This window comes from Brevibacterium ravenspurgense (assembly GCF_001584615.1).
Lineage (GTDB): Bacteria > Actinomycetota > Actinomycetes > Actinomycetales > Brevibacteriaceae > Brevibacterium > Brevibacterium ravenspurgense.
Map to the genome: position 1 here is coordinate 799,583 of NZ_LQQC01000010.1, position 17,214 is coordinate 816,796.

Annotated in this window: 18 protein-coding genes; 12 read left to right on the top strand and 6 right to left on the bottom strand. The window is 61.9% G+C overall.

The features are described 5' to 3' along the window. The first annotated feature begins 59 nt into the window (after nt 1-59). Nucleotides 60-2,906, top strand: coding sequence for an alpha/beta fold hydrolase (locus tag Bravens_RS08240; protein WP_062022176.1), 2,847 nt, complete (start codon nt 60-62; stop codon nt 2,904-2,906). Between the two features lie 130 nt (nt 2,907-3,036). On the opposite strand, the gene Bravens_RS08245 is transcribed toward Bravens_RS08240, so the two are convergent. Next, complete coding sequence (locus Bravens_RS08245) at nt 3,037-3,738, bottom strand: hypothetical protein (protein ID WP_157452725.1); 702 nt, start codon at nt 3,736-3,738, stop codon at nt 3,037-3,039. 205 nt (nt 3,739-3,943) lie between these two features. Between Bravens_RS08245 and infA the strand changes: the two genes are divergently transcribed. The 8 genes from infA (at nt 3,944) to Bravens_RS08285 (ending at nt 9,633) form a co-directional block, all read left to right on the top strand. Then, on the top strand, nt 3,944-4,165 hold the full coding sequence (infA, locus tag Bravens_RS08250; protein ID WP_019174660.1) for a translation initiation factor IF-1: 222 nt from the start codon (nt 3,944-3,946) through the stop codon (nt 4,163-4,165). Nucleotides 4,166-4,240: 75 nt separating this feature from the next. After that, entirely contained in the window at nt 4,241-4,354 is a 114-nt protein-coding gene (rpmJ, locus tag Bravens_RS08255; RefSeq protein ID WP_019174661.1) for a 50S ribosomal protein L36, read from the top strand. 198 nt (nt 4,355-4,552) lie between these two features. Then, nucleotides 4,553-4,921: a 30S ribosomal protein S13 gene (gene rpsM, locus Bravens_RS08260; protein ID WP_019174662.1), complete on the top strand. Its 369-nt coding sequence runs from the start codon at nt 4,553-4,555 to the stop codon at nt 4,919-4,921. Nucleotides 4,922-4,942: 21 nt separating this feature from the next. Continuing rightward, on the top strand, nt 4,943-5,344 hold the full coding sequence (rpsK, locus tag Bravens_RS08265) for a 30S ribosomal protein S11 (protein ID WP_061941388.1): 402 nt from the start codon (nt 4,943-4,945) through the stop codon (nt 5,342-5,344). Between the two features lie 77 nt (nt 5,345-5,421). After that, nucleotides 5,422-6,414, top strand: a complete 993-nt coding sequence (locus Bravens_RS08270) for a DNA-directed RNA polymerase subunit alpha (protein WP_019174664.1) — start codon at nt 5,422-5,424, stop codon at nt 6,412-6,414. Nucleotides 6,415-6,435: 21 nt separating this feature from the next. Further along, nucleotides 6,436-6,984, top strand: a complete 549-nt coding sequence (gene rplQ / locus Bravens_RS08275; protein ID WP_062022180.1) for a 50S ribosomal protein L17 — start codon at nt 6,436-6,438, stop codon at nt 6,982-6,984. A 487-nt stretch (nt 6,985-7,471) separates the two neighbouring features. Then, nucleotides 7,472-8,749 (top strand): serine hydroxymethyltransferase, encoded by a 1,278-nt coding sequence (gene glyA / locus Bravens_RS08280; protein ID WP_062022183.1) that lies wholly within the window; start codon nt 7,472-7,474, stop codon nt 8,747-8,749. Continuing rightward, nucleotides 8,749-9,633 (top strand): bifunctional methylenetetrahydrofolate dehydrogenase/methenyltetrahydrofolate cyclohydrolase, encoded by an 885-nt coding sequence (locus Bravens_RS08285; protein ID WP_062022186.1) that lies wholly within the window; start codon nt 8,749-8,751, stop codon nt 9,631-9,633. Before glyA ends, Bravens_RS08285 begins: the two co-directional genes overlap by 1 nt. A 106-nt stretch (nt 9,634-9,739) precedes the next feature. On the opposite strand, the gene Bravens_RS08290 is transcribed toward Bravens_RS08285, so the two are convergent. Both Bravens_RS08290 and Bravens_RS10855 read right to left on the bottom strand, forming a co-directional pair. Continuing rightward, nucleotides 9,740-10,222, bottom strand: coding sequence for a GNAT family N-acetyltransferase (locus Bravens_RS08290; protein ID WP_062022188.1), 483 nt, complete (start codon nt 10,220-10,222; stop codon nt 9,740-9,742). 72 nt (nt 10,223-10,294) lie between these two features. Beyond that, nucleotides 10,295-10,420 carry a hypothetical protein gene (locus Bravens_RS10855; RefSeq protein ID WP_280512877.1) on the bottom strand — a complete coding sequence of 42 codons (126 nt, stop codon included), beginning with the start codon at nt 10,418-10,420 and terminating at the stop codon, nt 10,295-10,297. Between Bravens_RS10855 and Bravens_RS08295 the strand changes: the two genes are divergently transcribed. After that, entirely contained in the window at nt 10,392-11,204 is an 813-nt protein-coding gene (locus Bravens_RS08295) for an exodeoxyribonuclease III (protein WP_062022191.1), read from the top strand. The two genes, Bravens_RS10855 and Bravens_RS08295, sit on opposite strands and share 29 nt — an antisense overlap. Before the next feature lie 106 nt (nt 11,205-11,310). On the opposite strand, the gene Bravens_RS10880 is transcribed toward Bravens_RS08295, so the two are convergent. Next, a complete protein-coding gene (locus Bravens_RS10880) occupies nt 11,311-11,454 on the bottom strand; it encodes a CstA-like transporter-associated (seleno)protein (RefSeq protein WP_342341618.1) in 144 nt (47 codons plus the stop codon). Between the two features lie 133 nt (nt 11,455-11,587). On the opposite strand from Bravens_RS10880, the gene trpS reads away from it, so the two are divergent. Together trpS and Bravens_RS08305 are read left to right on the top strand one after the other, a co-directional pair. Further along, nucleotides 11,588-12,595: a tryptophan--tRNA ligase gene (trpS, locus tag Bravens_RS08300; RefSeq protein ID WP_062022194.1), complete on the top strand. Its 1,008-nt coding sequence runs from the start codon at nt 11,588-11,590 to the stop codon at nt 12,593-12,595. Continuing rightward, nucleotides 12,595-13,728, top strand: coding sequence for an App1 family protein phosphatidate phosphatase (locus Bravens_RS08305; protein WP_209435920.1), 1,134 nt, complete (start codon nt 12,595-12,597; stop codon nt 13,726-13,728). Before trpS ends, Bravens_RS08305 begins: the two co-directional genes overlap by 1 nt. Before the next feature lie 929 nt (nt 13,729-14,657). On the opposite strand, the gene Bravens_RS08310 is transcribed toward Bravens_RS08305, so the two are convergent. Further along, nucleotides 14,658-15,449: a succinate dehydrogenase iron-sulfur subunit gene (locus tag Bravens_RS08310; RefSeq protein WP_061941372.1), complete on the bottom strand. Its 792-nt coding sequence runs from the start codon at nt 15,447-15,449 to the stop codon at nt 14,658-14,660. After that, nucleotides 15,449-17,209, bottom strand: a complete 1,761-nt coding sequence (sdhA, locus tag Bravens_RS08315) for a succinate dehydrogenase flavoprotein subunit (RefSeq protein ID WP_061941370.1) — start codon at nt 17,207-17,209, stop codon at nt 15,449-15,451. Before sdhA ends, Bravens_RS08310 begins: the two co-directional genes overlap by 1 nt. Between the last annotated feature and the right edge of the window lie 5 nt (nt 17,210-17,214).

Below are 17,214 nucleotides of genomic sequence, written 5' to 3' on the forward strand. Positions count from 1 at the left end.
GCTGACTTTTTGCTCCATGAACCTTGACTCTCACCTGTGTCCATATAATTTTGTGTTCTGTGACACATTTGAAATCTTTGAGAGCGCGCCGCGCGAACTCCGTTTTCGCCGCGGCAGCAGCAACAGCCCTGACCCTCGGAATCAGTGTTCCGGCAGCGGCAAGCACTTCCAGTGAACCTGCGTCAGAGTCGACGCAGGAATCGCAGAATGCTGAGCCGGGCAGCACTCCAACTGAAGAGCCGGCGGAAGAGACTGGCACCGCCTCGGACACAGAGCCAGGTGATCATCCCAGCGGTGAGTCGGACGACACCTCGGCCGATGGCGGAAACCCGAGCGACACCTCGGCTGACGGCGCCGCTCGTGCCCAGTCTGAGGCAGGCGACGAAGCCGAAGAAAAGCCGGCAGACGAGTACTACCCGGAACTGGCAAAGAAACTGTTCAAAAAGGGGGAGGGGCACTACCAGGTGCCAGCCCCGGCCGCGGGCGGAAAGCCGGCGGGCAAAGTGCCGGCAGGACTTGAGGCCTACTACAGCCAGAAGATCGACTGGTCAGCAGACAGCTGTGCAGCGATGGGCCTGCCGGACTACTCCGAGGAGATCGGTCGGCCAGCCGAATGCGGATACATGATCGCGCCGATCGATGCGAAGAACCCAGAAAAGGGCAATATCGCCATTGCGGTGCAGCGCGTCAAAGCCGGCAAGCTTGAAGAAGCCGAAGGCGGCGGGGTCAAGTTCACTCCGAACAGCAAGCCCAAAGGCTCCGTTCTGTACAACCCCGGCGGTCCCGGTGGTTCCGGCATGATGTTTGCCACCTGGCAGGCATGGGACCAGCCTGAACTGGCTGAGGACTTCGACATGATCGGCTTCGACCCGCGCGGTGTCGGTGCCTCCATGCCGTTCTCCGAATGCGCAACTGATCAACAGCAGGACGCATCCCGTGACCTCAACCCGTGGAAAGACGGCCGGGACAAGGCCGAAGAAGTCTTCAACACCGACACCAAGAAGTACGCTGATGCGTGCTTCGAGAACACGGGCAAGCTGTTCGGCCTTGATGCTGAGGGTCGGAAGGACCTGATCAAGCACCTGGGCACGTGGGATGCGGTCGGCGACATGGACATCCTGCGCTCTGTTGTCGGCGATGAGAAGCTCAACTACGTCGGCTGGTCGTACGGAACATCGCTGGGCTACCGCTACGCGCAGAAGTACGGCGACAGCGTGGGCAAGCTCGTCCTCGACGGTGTTGTCGACCCGGGTGACGCCGAAGCAGTCAAAGCGCTGAAAGCCATCAACGCCCGCTCGGACCGCTTCGCAGACCTTGGGGACACTGTGGCCCAGGAAAACAGCACTGGCGCAGGTGACAAGGCAGGTGCGGGTACCGGCAAAACAGCCAAGGCCAGCGAAAAGATCGACCTTGATGGACTGACGGAGGACCAGAAGGACACCGTCAACCAGGGTGCTGGCTTCCAGGACACCTTCGAACAGTTCGCTAAGGACTGTGCCGCGAAGGACCGCGAGGGCAAGACCTACGGTGAACTGTGGCCGGATGCGTTCGGCGAAACCCCGCTTGCCGACCAGAAGTTCACGTGTGCGCTCGGTGAAAGCGACGACCCGAAGGTTCTCAGCGACAACAACGCGAAGCTGCTCCAGACGCTTGAAACGGCTGACGGGGGCAAGGGTCTGCCCACCGGCAACCCGGACGATCAGCGTCGCATCACGTTCTCGGTTGGGCGCCTCGGTGAATTCCAGGCCCTCTACAGCACTTCGCTGTGGCCGCGTCTGAACTACGCGCTGAATGAGCTCAAAGCGGGTAAGTCAGCAGGTCAGCTTCTGATTCTCGCTGACATGTACGACGGCCGCGACGAATCGGGCCACTACGACCCGTCCGGTGCGGCTTTTACGAACATTCGCTGCACCGACTCCAACAGTGCACATGAGCCGAAGGACGACGCCAAGCTCGCTCAGGTCCGCAAGTTCGCAGAAGCCTACGACGCGGCAGCGCCGTTCCAGCGCGCGAGCGTTTCGCCGGCCGGCTATGACACGTGTGACTTCTGGAAGTTCAAGGGCACGCTGCCCAAAGCGAAGCAGCTGACGAAGGTTCCGAACATCCTCGTGGTGTCCACCTCGCACGACCCTGCAACGCCCTACGCAGCGGGTGTCAAGATGGCCCAGCTCATTGACGGTTCGCTGCTGAGCGTGGCCGGCAATGACCACACCTCCTACCAGGCCGCTGGCGGCTGCGTGTCTGACACCGTGAACACGTTCCTCAGCAAGGGACGGGTTCCCCGTGACGGCGATTTCGGCGAGAAGCTGGACAAGCCGGACACCGCGAAGGACCACAACGGCAAGACGGTGAACCTGCCGAACAAGTGCAAGATGCAGACGTTCCGCACCGACGGCTTCACCCTGTCCACCTCGAAAGCGCATGTTGGCAGCGAGGTCGGCTTCAAGGTGACGCACCTCGATTCGGAAGCCGACTACGTCCTGAAGATCGGCGACAAGACCTACGCGTTCACCACTGACAACGGCGGCAACTTCGCTGGCGTGTTCTCGGTGCCCGAGGGCCTGAAGGCCGGTTCGACTGTCGAAGTTGCGATTGTCGATGCTCAGGGCAAGAAGGTGGGAAGCGCAGGGCTCGAGATCCTGTCGAAGGACAAGCCGCGGAAGGACGGCCCGGAAGCGGGCGGTACGACCGAAGGCAAAGACAAGCCCGGTGACAAGGGCGGTGACAAGCCCGGTGACAAGCCTGGTGACAAGGGCGGTAAGACCCCGACCGACAATGCAGAGGGCGAAAGCAAGCCTCTGCCGCGCACGGGTGCTGATGTTGCGGGAATCCTCGCCGCTGCGGCTCTCTTGCTGGCCGCGGGTTCGGCTATGGCTGTCAACGGCCGCCGCAAAGGTCGTCACTGAGCAGATGTGATCGGCTGACGCTGGTCTGAAAGCGCTCGCGGGCCCCGATTGTTCGGGACTCGCGAGCGCTTTTTGTTGGCTGACGAGGTGGAGCTCACCATCTTCTGTCAGCGCGGTTTGGGTTTGTGGGTCACCTGGGCTGTCGCAGCTTCGGGCCGATGAAGACCGTCATGGTTGCTTCAGTCAGCTGGTGTGCGCTCAGTTGAAGGGCGTCGGCGTCGATGTCGGTGCGTACGGTCAGCACGGGGTTGCGCAGAAGCAGCTTGGGGGAGTAGGCGCTGGTTTTGCTGCGCTTGCCCGCAGTGTGGCCGACGACCGCGTACACGTGATTCGGTGTGATCCGCACGGGTATGCCGTCCCGGGTGTCACTCAGGTCGAAGCTGCTGCGCTTAGGCAGGGTTGCGGCGACGACGGGGCGTCCGCTCTCAAGCCCACGGACGGCGGCGCGAAGTGCGAACTCGGCCAGGCCGGGAAGTGCGGGTATCGCAATACCCGGCGAACCGAAGAGAAACTGAAATCCCCTGAACGGCAGGTGACCTTCAAGGCGTGAGCCGAGAACTGTCTGCGCTACAGCCTCGACAAGTGTTGCGCTGTTGACTTTCCCGGCACGCGAACCGCTGCGGTCGCGCGCGTGTGCGGGAATGTTTGTGGTGATGGGAGCTGTTCCCGCGTCGACAACAGCGCGAGTTGCAGTCCTGTGCACGACCGTGCGGTCGCAGAATCCGGGAGCTGCCACCTCGGCCGCAATGAGCGGCGCAATAAGCCAACAGGTGCCCAGCGGACCTTGCCGAATATCTGCGCACTGCGTCACATCAGTTGGAAAGTCAAGCATATTCGCTGTAGGATAGACAATTGGCTTGTGGGCTGTCGGCATTTCGGCTCCCATAACGCGCTCACTCTAGCGCAGAATCCCGCTGATCACAGTGTGGATGACGGGCGGCGGTGAGTGCAGGAAACCGAATTTTCGCATCCACAGGCTGTACGGATAAGACACTCAATCCGCGGGATTCCGCGGGGAGCAGGGGTAAGCGAACGATATGGCCAAAAAAGAAGGGGTCATTGAGATCGAGGGTACGGTCGTCGAGGCTCTGCCCAACGCGATGTTCCGCGTTGAGCTGACCAACGGCCACCTTGTGCTTGCGCACATCTCCGGAAAGATGCGCCAGCACTACATCCGCATCCTTCCCGAAGACCGTGTTGTAGTGGAGCTGTCTCCCTACGACCTTTCTCGCGGACGGATTGTCTACCGCTACAAGTAAGGATCTTTTGACACTCACCGCGACCACCCCTTGGGCTGGCCCCGAGGGGCTTTGTGGTGACAAGAAGGAATAGCGATGAAAGTTAAGCCAAGCGTCAAAAAGATCTGCGACAGCTGCAAGGTCATCCGCCGCAACTCGGTGGTCATGGTGATCTGCTCGAACCCGCGTCACAAGCAGCGCCAGGGCTGATCAGCTAACGCAGATCGATGGGTTCGCTTCCCGTAAAGGGCAGGCGAGTCCACACCCAAGCAGGCATCGCCCCCTCGCTGGCAGGAACTTCTGCACGGCGAGGACGACACCCCCGGTTCGAGGGCCGGGGACCGGGTCTGAAAAGACATCCGGACATGCCTGAGCAAGAACCTTCGAATATCTACATGGAGTAAACACATGGCACGTTTAGCCGGAGTTGACCTCCCGCGCGAAAAGCGCGTGGAAGTCGCCCTGACATACATTTTTGGTGTGGGCCGCACTCGTGCGAGCCAGACCCTCACGGAAACCGGCATCAGCCCGGACATCCGCGTTAAGGACCTGACCGACGATCAGCTCGTGCAGCTGCGCGACTACATCGAAGGCACCTTCAAGGTTGAAGGCGATCTGCGCCGCGAGGTTGCAGCCGACATCCGCCGCAAGGTTGAAATCGGCAGCTACCAGGGTGTTCGTCACCGCCGCGGCCTGCCCGTCCGCGGTCAGCGCACCAAGACCAACGCGCGTACGCGCAAGGGTCCGAAGCGCACCGTTGCAGGCAAGAAGAAGTAAGCGTTCGAGTAGGAGATTTAGATGCCACCCAAGTCACGAGCTGCTGCTCGCAAGCCCCGTCGTCGCGATAGGAAGAACCTGGTCAACGGCCAGGCTCACATCAAGTCGACGTTCAACAACACCATCGTTTCCATCACGGACCCCACCGGCGCCGTGGTCTCCTGGGCTTCTTCTGGTGAGGTCGGATTCAAGGGTTCGCGCAAGTCGACCCCGTACGCCGCTCAGATGGCTGCTGAATCCGCTGCGCGCCGCGCACAGGAACACGGTCTGAAGAAGGTTGACGTTTTCGTCAAGGGCCCCGGTTCCGGTCGCGAAACCGCTATCCGCTCGCTCCAGGCCACCGGCCTTGAGCTGGGCACCATTCAGGACGTCACCCCGCACCCGCACAACGGCTGCCGTCCGCCCAAGCGCCGCCGCGGCTGAGTCGGCACAGCGTAACGAGTCCAGAACTCTTTAAGCGCGAACGTCATATAGCGGATGTTCGCTGAAAGGAAGCCCACGTGCTCATTGCACAGCGTCCCACGCTCACTGAAGAGGTTGTCTCCGATCTGCGCTCCCGGTTCGTCATCGAGCCCCTGGAGCCCGGCTTCGGCTACACCCTCGGCAACTCGCTGCGTCGTACCCTTCTGTCCTCCATCCCCGGTGCCGCCGTCACCAGCATCCGCATTGACGGTGTGCTGCACGAGTTCACCACGGTTCCCGGAGTCAAGGAAGACGTCACCGAGTTCATCCTCAACCTGAAGTCGCTTGTCGTCTCCTCGGAATTCGACGAACCCGTCGTCGCCTACCTGCGCAAGCAGGGCCCCGGCGATGTCACGGCCGCTGACATCAGCGCACCGGCTGGTGTTGAGATCCACAACCCGGACCTCTTCATCGCCACGCTGAACGAAGAAGGCTCGCTCGACATGGAGCTGACGATCGAACGCGGTCGCGGCTACGTGTCGGCTGCTCAGAACAAGAACGCTGATGCTGAGATCGGCCGCATTCCGGTCGACTCCATCTACTCGCCCGTTCTGCGCGTGACCTACAAGGTCGAAGCCACTCGTGTTGAACAGCGCACCGACTTCGACCGCCTGGTCGTCGACGTCGAGACCAAGCCTTCGATCTCTCCGCGCGACGCACTGGCTTCGGCCGGTACGACGCTTGTTGAGCTCTTCGGCCTGGCCCGTGAACTCAACGTGGAATCGGAAGGCATTGAGATCGGTCCTTCGCCGGTTGACGCAGCCATGGCTGCTGACCTGGCACTGGCCATTGAGAGCCTCGACCTCACGGTTCGTTCCTACAACTGCCTGAAGCGCGAAGGCATCCACACCGTCGGCGAGCTCGTCAGCCGCAGCGAAGCCGACCTGATGGACATCCGCAACTTCGGCTCGAAGTCGATCGAAGAAGTCAAGCAGAAGCTCGACGAGCTCGGCCTGAGCCTTAAGGACAGCGCCGCCTCGCTTTCCGAGCCCGCTGACGACCTTTCGTTCGTCGAGGACGAACAGTTCTAAGAATTTCCAAGGAGAAAACCCATGCCTACGCCTACCAAGGGCAACCGCCTCGGCGGTTCCCCGGCGCACGAGCGGGCAATGCTGAACAACCTTGCAGCCCAGCTCTTTGAAAACAAGTCGGTGAAGACCACCGAAACCAAGGCCAAGCGCCTGCGCCCGCACGCCGAGCGTCTGATCACCTTCGCCAAGAAGGGTGACCTCGCTTCGCGTCGTCGCGTCCTGCGTTCGATCAGCGACAAGGGCATCGTGCACGAGCTGTTCACCTCGATCGCACCTGCTGTTGCTGAACGCCCGGGTGGTTACACCCGCATCACCAAGATCGGCACCCGCCCCGGTGACAACGCCCCCATGGCTGTCATCGAACTGGTGCTTGAGGCTTACTCGCCCAAGCAGGCCGTGGTGAAGGAAGCAGAAGGCGCAGCCGCCGCCTCGGCTGACGAAAAGGCCGAAGCTCCGGCTGAAGAAGTCGAAGCTGCACCGGATGTCGAATCCGGCCCGCAGGAAGACGAAGCCCAGGAAGCCGCCGATGACGCAAATGCTGAAGCAGATGCTGAAAAGGACGAAGCCTGATCTGAGCTTCTCTGAAGCCTGAAACGAAGGCGCCGCAGAACTAAGTTCTGCGGCGCCTTTCGTGTTTCTGCGTGCGCAACCCCACGCACCCGTTTGCAGCGAATCCACCCCTTAGCCGGAATCCACGCTTTAGCGACAAATCCACGCTTTAGCCGCAGGGAGGCACGCTTCAGCAAGGAATCTGCGGTTTAGCCGCCACTGCTAAGGCGAAGATTCCGGCTAACGGGAGTCTGGTTGTGTGGAGGGGCTCCGGAGGTGGGGTTCTGCTGCCAAGGGGAGCGGCACCTCGTGCACGAACCTGGGGCGGGCATACGAGGTGGAGCTTCCGTCCCCAGCACCCCCCCACCTTCCGCTGCCCCGCCTACACCCACAGCATCCGTCCCGTCCGCTATGTGTCGGCGGAGGTGTGATTGTGTGACCCGTGAGACAATGAGGCCGTTGTGCCCGCTCAGACCGCACAACGGCTGTCTGAAGGAAAGGAACGTGGATGTCGAACACGCCTCTGTCGCAGAGCATCGCGGACATTGATCCCGAAATCGCCAAGGTGCTTGACCAGGAGCTCGGCCGCCAGCAGGACTACCTGGAAATGATTGCGTCGGAGAACTTTGTTCCCCGCGCTGTGCTGCAGGCTCAGGGCTCGGTGCTGACGAACAAGTACGCCGAAGGCTACCCGGGTCGCCGCTACTACGGCGGCTGTGAATACGTTGACGTTGCAGAGAACCTCGCGATCGAACGAGCAAAGTCGCTCTTCGGTGCGAAGTACGCAAACGTCCAGCCGCACTCCGGTGCATCCGCCAACGCCGCCGTCATGCACGCACTGGCGCGTGCCGGTGACGGTCTGCTGGGCCTTGACCTGGCTCACGGCGGTCACCTGACGCACGGCATGAAGATCAACTTCTCGGGACGTCTGTACAACGTGTCGTCCTACGAGGTTGACCCTGAAACCAACCGCGTGGACATGGATCAGGTCCGTGAACGCGCTCTTGAGCACAAGCCGAAGGTCATCGTCGCAGGCTGGTCGGCCTACCCGCGTCAGCTGGACTTCAAGGCCTTCCGCGAAATCGCTGACGAGGTCGGCGCTTACCTGTGGGTCGACATGGCGCACTTCGCTGGTCTTGTCGCAGCTGGTCTGCACCCCAACCCGGTTGAGTACGCCGACGTTGTGTCTTCGACGGTCCACAAGACCCTCGGCGGTCCCCGTTCGGGCTTCATCCTGACGAACTCGGAAGAGCTCAACAAGAAGATCAACTCGGCTGTTTTCCCCGGTCAGCAGGGCGGTCCGCTCATGCACGTGATCGCGGGCAAGGCGGTCGCGTTCAAGCTGGCAGCAGAAGACGAATTCAAGAACCGCCAGAAGCGCACCATCGAAGGCGCACAGATACTCGCTGAGCGTCTGCTTCGCGACGATGTTGCTGAAGCCGGTGTTTCGGTCCTGTCCGGCGGCACTGACGTTCACCTGGTGCTCGTTGACCTGCGCAACAGCGAAATCGACGGAAAACAGGGTGAAGACCTTCTGCACCAGGTGGGCATCACCGTCAACCGCAATGCCGTTCCGTTTGACCCGCGTCCGCCCATGGTGACCTCTGGTCTGCGCATCGGCACCCCCGCCCTTGCCACCCGCGGTCTTGACGCTGCAGCCTTCACTGAGGTTGCCGACATCATTGCTGAAACGCTCAAGCCCGGTGCGGACCTTGCAGCGCTGCGTGAGCGTGTTGCTAAGGTCGCGAAGGACTTCCCGCTCTACGAAGGACTGGAACAGTACTGATGCCACAGAAGCTTGACGGCAAAGCGACAGCCACTGCAATCAAACAGGAACTCGCTGTACGGGCGCAGGCCCTGAAGGACCGGGGCGTCACCCCGGGCCTGGGTACGCTGCTCGTGGGTGAGGACCCAGGGTCGCAGTGGTATGTCGCCGGCAAGCACCGCGACTGCGCTGAGGTTGGAATCGCGTCGATCCGCGAAGACCTCCCGGCGACCGCCACTCAGCAGGAAATCGAAGATGCGGTCACCAGGCTCAACAACAACCCAGAATGTACGGGCTTCATCGTGCAGCTGCCCCTGCCGGACGGCATCGACACCAACCGTGTGCTCGAACTGGTCGACCCGGACAAGGACGCTGATGGCCTGCACCCCACGAACCTGGGGCGCCTGGTCTTGCGGGTGCGTGAAGACGTGACTTCGCCGCTGCCGTGCACCCCGCGCGGCATCGTTGAGCTTCTGGAGCGTCACGGCGTGGACTTGAACGGCAAGCACGTGGTTGTTCTGGGCCGCGGTGTAACAGTGGGCCGTCCCATTGGTCTGCTGCTGACTCGCCGCGATGTCAACGCCACCGTCACGCTCACTCACACCGGCACGAAGAACCTTCCCGAACTGCTGCAGCAGGCTGACGTCATTGTTGCGGCAGCCGGGGTGAAAGACATCGTCGCCGGTGACGCAGTGAAAGACGGAGCCGTTCTCGTGGACGTCGGTGTGTCCCGCGAAGAAGACCCGGAGACAGGCAAGTCGAAGGTCGTCGGCGATGTTTCGCAGGAAGCCCAGGCGAAGGCCTCCTGGTACTCACCGAACCCCGGGGGAGTGGGCCCCATGACCCGCGCCATGCTCCTGGCCAATGTCATCGACATGGCAGAGCGGGCCGCTGACCGCGGCTGACCGCGGCCTCCCTCAAACCACAAAGCACGAGGCGCCAGTACAGAATTCTGTACTGGCGCCTCGTGCTTTTGTGTTGGGGAGCGCTCAGTGAGCGCTCCCGGGCAGATCAGTGTGCTGCCATGCGGTAGGTGAACAGAACGCGGGCGTTGTCGGGGCCTGCGTAGTTGTCGACGAGTTCGCTTTCAAAACCGAGCGAGGAGTGGAACGAAATCGCACCGGCGTTTTCCGGCAGGGCGGTTGCCTGCACGATGTCGGCGCCACGGTCGCGTGCGTGCTTGATGAACGCTTCGTAGAGAAGGCGGCCGATGCCCTTGTGGCGGTAGTTGTCATGGACGGCTACCAGGTGGATGAGGGAGGGTCCTTCCACCGGGATCGCGCCCAGCAGGTACCCCACGAATTCGTTCTTGTAGCGGGCGACCAGGCCAGAAGCTGCGAACTGGCGGAACCAGTGCGGAGCGTGATCGCGGGTGAGGTTGGTGTCACCCCAGAAGTCTTCAAGCGAATCTACGAGGAATTCGCGAAGCTCAAGAGCATCGACTTCGTCAAGGGGACTGATCTCAAGCCGTTCAACATCGAATTGTTCTGACATGGTTCCTCCTCGGACTCATTCGCCTAATGCCAACAGTGTACTCACCTCGCATTCTACTGGCTTGAGTGTTTGTCACAGATGCTCTTTGCGGGCGAGGTGGAGGAGGTGCGCGGGGCTCAGCGCGTGGTGCGCGAGGTCGGGATCTGCGGCGATGTGGGACGATGGGGCAATGCTGAGAATCGTCAATGTGAACGTCAACGGAATCCGCGCGGCTATGCGCAAGAACATGCAGGAGTGGGCGGACGGTCGCGGTTGCGACATCCTCACTCTGCAGGAGGTGCGCGCGCAGAACGACATTGCCTACGAAGTCATGGCACCGCTGGGGGAGCACGCCTATTCTGCCGATGCCGAGGCTAAGGGCCGTGCCGGTGTTGCGGTTGTCAGCGACGTCCCGGCTGTGGCAACCAGAATCGGCAACGGCGACAGCTACTTCGACCTGGCAGGCCGTTGGCTGGAAGCTGACTACCAGCTTGAGGATGGAAGCCTGCTGACCGTGGTTTCAGCCTATGTGCACTCCGGTGAGGTGGGCACACCCAAGCAGGACGACAAGTACCGTTTCATGGATCAGATGAAGATCCGCATGGACCAGCTGAAGCAGCACGCCGACTACGCCGTCATCACCGGGGACCTCAACGTCGGCCACACGGAGCTGGACATCAAGAACTGGAAGGGCAATGTGAAGAAGGCCGGCTTCCTGCCGGAGGAGCGGGCGTACTTCGATGAGTTCTTCGGCAGCCTCGGCTGGGTGGATGTCCACCGGAAGCTGTCTGGCGAAATGGACGGCCCGTACACGTGGTGGTCGATGCGCGGCAAGGCTTTCGACAACGACACCGGCTGGCGGATCGACTACCAGATGGCCACACCGGAACTTGCAGAAAAGGCCGTACAGGCTCAGGTCGACAAGGCTGCGGCCTACGATCTGCGCTGGTCAGATCACGCTCCGCTCGTCATCGACTACGACCTCCCCGCGTTGAAGGGCTGAGGCTTCTGCGCACACAAAAAGCGCCGGTGATGCGATTGTTCGCATCGCCGGCGCTTTTTGTGTGACTGGCTGCCTGGGGTTCAGGCAGCCAGTCGGTTGGCGTCTGTCAGCAGCAGCGGGTTGTGGGGTTGCGGTCCTGTTCGTCAGTCAGGTCCCGCCAGAATTCACGTTTGCCCTTTGATCCTTCCAGCGTGCCGTGGCGGCGCAGGTAGGACTTCTGGTAGTTGATGAACGCGTTTGCCCCGCTGATTTCAGCGGGGGTGGCTCGGCGCGGGTCCGGGTGGCAGTGCTGAGCAGGCTGTCGGGTGGTCCACCGTGGCTTCCGCTAGGCGGGCTCCCCAGGCCGTTCCCGAGGTGGAACCCCCGGGTGGCAGAATGCTGTTATGACTTCTTCTGCTCCCTCTGGGCCCCAGCGGTCCCTCACCGGAATTCAGGCGACCTCAGATTCGCTTCACCTCGGAAACTACATCGGGGCGCTCGCCCCGGTCGTGGCGCTCCAGGAGGAATACGATTCCTTCCTGTTCATCGCCAACCAGCACGCCATCACGGTGGAGCAGAACCCGGACGAACTGCGGGAGCGCACCCTGCGCACCGCGGCACAGTTCATTGCCGCCGGTGTCGACCCGGACCGTACGACCCTGTACGTGCAGTCGCAGATTCCCGCGAACTCGCAGCTGGGCTGGGTGCTGGAATGCCAGACCGGGCTGGGCGAAGCGCAGCGCATGACCCAGTTCAAGGACAAGTCGCAGAAGAACGAGCACGTGTCGGTGGGGCTTCTAACCTATCCGTCGCTCATGGCTGCAGACATTCTGCTGTACCAGGCGGACGTCGTGCCGGTGGGTGAAGATCAGCGTCAGCACCTCGAGCTGACCCGCAACCTCGCGCAGCGGTTCAACACGCGCTACGGGCAGACGTTCACGGTGCCGGAAGCGGCGATTATGAAGCAGTCGGCGAAGATCTACGACCTTCAGGACCCCAGCGCAAAGATGTCGAAGTCGGCGAAGTCGCCTGCCGGCTTGGTGAATCTGTTGGACGAACCGAAGGCGCTTGCCAAGAAGTTCAAGTCCGCTGTCACCGACGCGGGAACGGAAATCGCCTACGACCCCGAAAACAAGCCCGGTGTGTCGAACCTGCTGACCATTTACTCGGTGCTGGCGGATAAGCCGGTTGAGCAGATCGTTGCCGACTACGAGGGCAAAATGTACGGCCACCTCAAGGTGGATCTCGCCGAACTCGCCGTCGAAGTCTTCACGCCCGTGCGGAACCGCACCAACGAACTGCTCGATGACCGTTCGCAGCTCATGGCGATTCTTGAGCAGGGACGTCAGAAGGCTGCTGCTGAAGCAGAGAAGACCCTGCGGACTGTCTACGACCGGATCGGTTTCCTCTGATGTCTCAGACGGGGCCTGAATCCCGCAACGGCCGAGGTGCCGCTCGAGTCGGTCGCGGTGGCCGCGGCGGAGGTTGGGGTCAGGCCCGCGCCGGCACGGGCCACCGGCCGGTCAACCTGACCCCCGAAGCGCTGCACACCGCAGCCCGGATGGAAGACCGCTACCACGAGTGGCGGCGTGGGCGTGCGGAGAAGCGCGGTTGGAAGCCTGCGGTTGTTGCCTATGACTCCTATGGGTCCGAGACTTTCATTCGGGTGCTGGGGCGCATTGTGCTCAGCCCGGAGGGTGCAGAATCGCCGAAGAAGGACAGGAACGTGCGCGGCTGGCGCAACTTTGCCGCTGTGCCCTTGTCCAATGAGATTGCGTGGGTGCGCGTCGGGGGACAGGAGCACATGGTCACCGCTGATCGCGGTGGGATCATCGATGCTGTCATTCCCGGCAACTACAGCCGCGGCAAGGCGAAGTTGGAGATGTGGACCAGCGGTTCGGGCCTGGACACTGCTACTGCGCACATCATTGACGATGAACAGCGCTTCGGCATCATCTCGGACATTGACGACACCGTGGTGGTGACTGCCCTGCCGCGGCCCTTTTTGGCTGCGTGGAATTCATTCGTGCTCAATGAGCACGCGCGCTCGCCGGTATCGGGTATGGCTGTTCTGTATGACAGGCTGTCGTATCTGCGGCCGAACTCGCCGATCCTGTACCTGTCGACCGGAGCGTGGAACACTCAGCCTGCGCTGACCAGGTTTTTGCACCGGAATATGTATCCGTCAGGGCCTCTGCTGCTGACGGACTGGGGACCAACACCCACGCGAGTATTCCGGTCTGGGCAGGATCATAAGCGGACGTCCCTAGAGCGTTTGGCACGCGAGTTTCCGCACATCAAGTGGCTGTTGGTCGGTGACGACGGGCAGCACGACGAAGAGATCTACGGCGAATTCGTCGAAAACCACCCAGAGAATGTGGCCGCTGTTGCGATTCGCCAGCTGACGGCGGGTGAGGCCGTGTGGGCCGGCGGGCGCTCCCGGGGTACGGGGCGCGGTAAGAACATCCCCTGGTTCTACGGGGCCAACGGTGCTGAGCTGGCTGAACAGCTCGAAGCCAACGGCTTTTCTGCCCTGCCGAACTAGCAGACCGCGCCCTGCCTAGGCGCTGTCTGGCTAGGTGAGCTGAGGTCGCCCCGGCCCTGCACCTCGGCACCCTGACTTCAGCCTCGACACCCGACCATCATCCTGACCTCCACCTCAACAGCTGTGGCTGGCGCCGGTCTTCCACCTCGGCGACTTTGGCAGGCGCCGGTCTTCCACCTCGACCCCCGACCTCCCCCTCGACACCCGACCATCATCCTGACCTCCACCTCGACACCCGACCTCCGCCTCGTTCTGTTGGCTTAGGTGCCAACCAAAACCTCCGCCCACGCGTTAGCAACAAAAACTCCCGATAGCAGTGGTTGCTAAAGCGCAGAACCCGGCTAGAGGGAGTTTTCTTGTTGCTAAGGCGCGGATTCCGGCTAAAGAGTGTCTTGTCTGGCGGCAGAGCCTCGGCGGCTGGCCCAGCATACTCCCGCGGCAGAGGGGACTGCTGGGTAAGACAACCACGAGGCGCCACCCCATACCTTGGCACACCGGTTAGCAACAAAAACTCCCGATAGCAGTGGTTGCTAAAGCGCAGAACCCGGCTAGAGGGAGTTTTCTTGTTGCTAAAGCGCAGATCCCGGCTAAAGGGTGTCTTGTCTGGCGGCAGAGCCTCGGCGGCTGGCCCAGCATACTCCCGCGGCAGGGGGGGGGACTGCTGGGTAAGACAACCACGAGGCGCCACCCCATACCTTGGCACACCGGTTAGCAACAAAAACTCCCGATAGCAGTGGTTGCTAAAGCGCGGATTCCGGCTAAGGGGTGTTTGCTTGTTGCTAAGGCGAAGATTCCGGCTAAGGGGTGTTTTCGCTGTGGCTCTGGAGGCTCTGGAGGCAAGGGCGCAAAGAAAGGGGCGAGCCCATTCGGACTCGCCCCTTTCTTAAGCCTGAGCTTCAGCCCCTAAGGGTTGCGGCTGGCTCACGCAATCAGAATGCGCGGGTGAGAAGTGCCTGCTTGACTTCGGCGATTGCCTTGGTCACCTCGATGCCGCGGGGGCATGCTTCGGTGCAGTTGAAGGTGGTGCGGCAGCGCCACACGCCTTCCTTGTCGTTGAGCACTTCGAGGCGCATTTCGGAGCCTTCGTCACGCGAGTCGAAGATGAAGCGGTGCGCGTTGACGATTGCTGCCGGGCCGAAGTACTGGCCGTCGGTCCAGAACACCGGGCACGACGTGGTGCAGGATGCACACAGGATGCACTTGGTGGTGTCGTCGAAGCGCGCACGGTCTTCCTGCGACTGCAGGCGTTCGTGCGTCGGTTCGTGGCCCGAAGTCACAAGGAACGGCATGATCTCGCGGTACGACTGGAAGAACGGCTCCATGTCGACAATGAGGTCCTTTTCAAGGGGCAGGCCCTTGATGGCCTCAACCGTGATCGGCTTGCTGGTGTCGAGGTCCTTCAGCAGCGTCTTGCAGGCAAGACGGTTGCGGCCGTTGATGCGCATAGCGTCGGAACCGCAGACACCGTGTGCACAGGAGCGGCGGAAGGACAGCGAACCGTCCTGTTCCCACTTGATCTTGTGCAGTGCGTCAAGCACACGGTCGGTGCCGTGCATCGTGACCTGGTAGTCCTCCCAGTGCGGCTCGGAGTCCGTTTCCGGGATGAAGCGGGCGATGCGGAACGTGCACTCGAAAGTGGGGACTTCGCCGCCTTCTCCGGACACGCTCGACGGAAGGTCGATCTTCGATGCCGGTTCCGGGGTTTCGTTGTTCTCTGCCATCAGTACTTACGCTCCATGGGCTCGTAGCGGGTGACGATGACCGGCTTGGTCTCCAGGCGCATGCCGGAGATTCCTTCGGCGGTGCTGTTGGGGTCCAGGTAGGTCATCGTGTGGTGCATGAAGTTTTCGTCGTCGCGATCGGGGAAGTCCTCGCGGAAGTGTCCGCCGCGCGATTCCTTGCGGTGCAGTGCGGCAACGGCAACAGCTTCGGCCAGCTGCAGGAGGAAGCCGAGCTCAATGGCTTCGAGCAGGTCGAGGTTGTAGCGCATGCCGCGGTCGTGAATGCCGATGTTGTTGTAACGCTCACGCAGCTTGCCGATCACGTCGATGGCTTCGCGCAGGGTTTCATCGGTGCGGAACACCTGAACGTTGGCGTCCATGATCTCCTGCAGCTCAGCGCGGATGTCACCGACGAGCTCGGTGCCCTTGGAGTTGCGCATGGTTTCAACCATGTCGATCACCATGTCGGCTGCGTCGTCTGCGACTTCCTGCTGCTCGGCGGTCTTGGCGAATTCGGCGGCGTTGATGCCGGCGCGCTTGCCGAAGACGTTGATGTCGAGCAGCGAGTTGGTGCCCAGACGGTTGGAGCCGTGCACCGAAACACACGCACATTCACCGGCTGCGTACAGGCCGGGAACGATCGTGTCGTTGTCAGCGAGAACTTCACCGGCGACGGTGGTTGGGATGCCGCCCATGCCGTAGTGGGCCGTCGGGAAGACGGGGACCGGTTCGGTGTAGGGCTCGACACCCAGGTAGGTGCGGGCGAACTCGGTGATGTCCGGCAGCTTGGCGTCGATGTGTGCGGGCTCGAGGTGGGTGAGGTCCAGCAGGACGTAGTCCTTGTTGGGGCCTGCACCGCGGCCTTCGCGCACTTCGTTGGCCATGGAGCGGGCCACGATGTCACGCGGAGCGAGGTCCTTAATCGTGGGTGCGTAGCGTTCCATGAAGCGCTCACCGTCGGCGTTGCGGAGAATACCGCCTTCACCGCGGGCTGCTTCGGACAGGAGGATGCCGAGTCCAGCAAGGCCCGTGGGGTGGAACTGGAAGAACTCCATGTCTTCCAGCGGGATGCCGCGCTTGTAGGTGACAGCCAGGCCGTCACCGGTGAGCGTGTGCGCGTTCGAGGTGGTCTTGAACATCTTGCCGAAACCACCGGTTGCGAACACAACGGCCTTGGAGCGGAAGACGTGGATTTCGCCGGTGGCGAGTTCGTAGGACACGACACCCGCAACGACCTTCTTGCCGTCGACTTCGTTGATGATGACGTCGAGGACGTAGAACTCGTTGTAGAACTCAACGCCGTGCTTGACGCAGTTCTGGTAGAGGGTCTGGAGGATCATGTGGCCGGTGCGGTCTGCTGCGTAGCATGCGCGGCGGACCGGTGCCTTGCCGTGATCGCGGGTGTGGCCGCCGAAGCGGCGCTGGTCGATTTTGCCTTCTGGCGTGCGGTTGAAGGGAAGGCCCATCTTTTCGAGGTCGAGCACGGCGTCGATGGCTTCTTTTGCCATGACTTCGGCTGCGTCCTGGTCGACGAGGTAGTCGCCGCCCTTAATGGTGTCGAAGGTGTGCCATTCCCAGTTGTCCTCTTCGACGTTGGCCAGTGCGGCGCACATGCCGCCCTGTGCCGCGCCGGTGTGGGAGCGGGTGGGGTAGATCTTTGTGAGCACTGCGGTGCGTGCTCGCTGGCCGGATTCGATGGCTGCGCGCATGCCGGCGCCGCCAGCTCCGACGATCACAACGTCATAGTCATGTACCTGCATAAGGT

Bases quoted from the DNA above. Each gene is read 5' to 3' on its own strand.
- Bravens_RS08285 (WP_062022186.1), top strand. From the start codon at position 8,749: ATGCCACAGAAGCTTGACGGCAAAGCGACAGCCACTGCAATCAAACAG.
- rplQ (WP_062022180.1), top strand. From the start codon at position 6,436: ATGCCTACGCCTACCAAGGGCAACCGCCTCGGCGGTTCCCCGGCGCAC.
- Bravens_RS08295 (WP_062022191.1), top strand. From the start codon at position 10,392: ATGCTGAGAATCGTCAATGTGAACGTCAACGGAATCCGCGCGGCTATG.
- rpsK (WP_061941388.1), top strand. From the start codon at position 4,943: ATGCCACCCAAGTCACGAGCTGCTGCTCGCAAGCCCCGTCGTCGCGAT.
- infA (WP_019174660.1), top strand. From the start codon at position 3,944: ATGGCCAAAAAAGAAGGGGTCATTGAGATCGAGGGTACGGTCGTCGAG.
- Bravens_RS08245 (WP_157452725.1), bottom strand. From the start codon at position 3,738: ATGCTTGACTTTCCAACTGATGTGACGCAGTGCGCAGATATTCGGCAA.
- Bravens_RS08305 (WP_209435920.1), top strand. From the start codon at position 12,595: ATGTCTCAGACGGGGCCTGAATCCCGCAACGGCCGAGGTGCCGCTCGA.
- Bravens_RS08310 (WP_061941372.1), bottom strand. From the start codon at position 15,449: ATGGCAGAGAACAACGAAACCCCGGAACCGGCATCGAAGATCGACCTT.
- trpS (WP_062022194.1), top strand. From the start codon at position 11,588: ATGACTTCTTCTGCTCCCTCTGGGCCCCAGCGGTCCCTCACCGGAATT.
- sdhA (WP_061941370.1), bottom strand. From the start codon at position 17,209: ATGCAGGTACATGACTATGACGTTGTGATCGTCGGAGCTGGCGGCGCC.
- rpsM (WP_019174662.1), top strand. From the start codon at position 4,553: ATGGCACGTTTAGCCGGAGTTGACCTCCCGCGCGAAAAGCGCGTGGAA.
- Bravens_RS08290 (WP_062022188.1), bottom strand. From the start codon at position 10,222: ATGTCAGAACAATTCGATGTTGAACGGCTTGAGATCAGTCCCCTTGAC.
- rpmJ (WP_019174661.1), top strand. From the start codon at position 4,241: ATGAAAGTTAAGCCAAGCGTCAAAAAGATCTGCGACAGCTGCAAGGTC.
- glyA (WP_062022183.1), top strand. From the start codon at position 7,472: ATGTCGAACACGCCTCTGTCGCAGAGCATCGCGGACATTGATCCCGAA.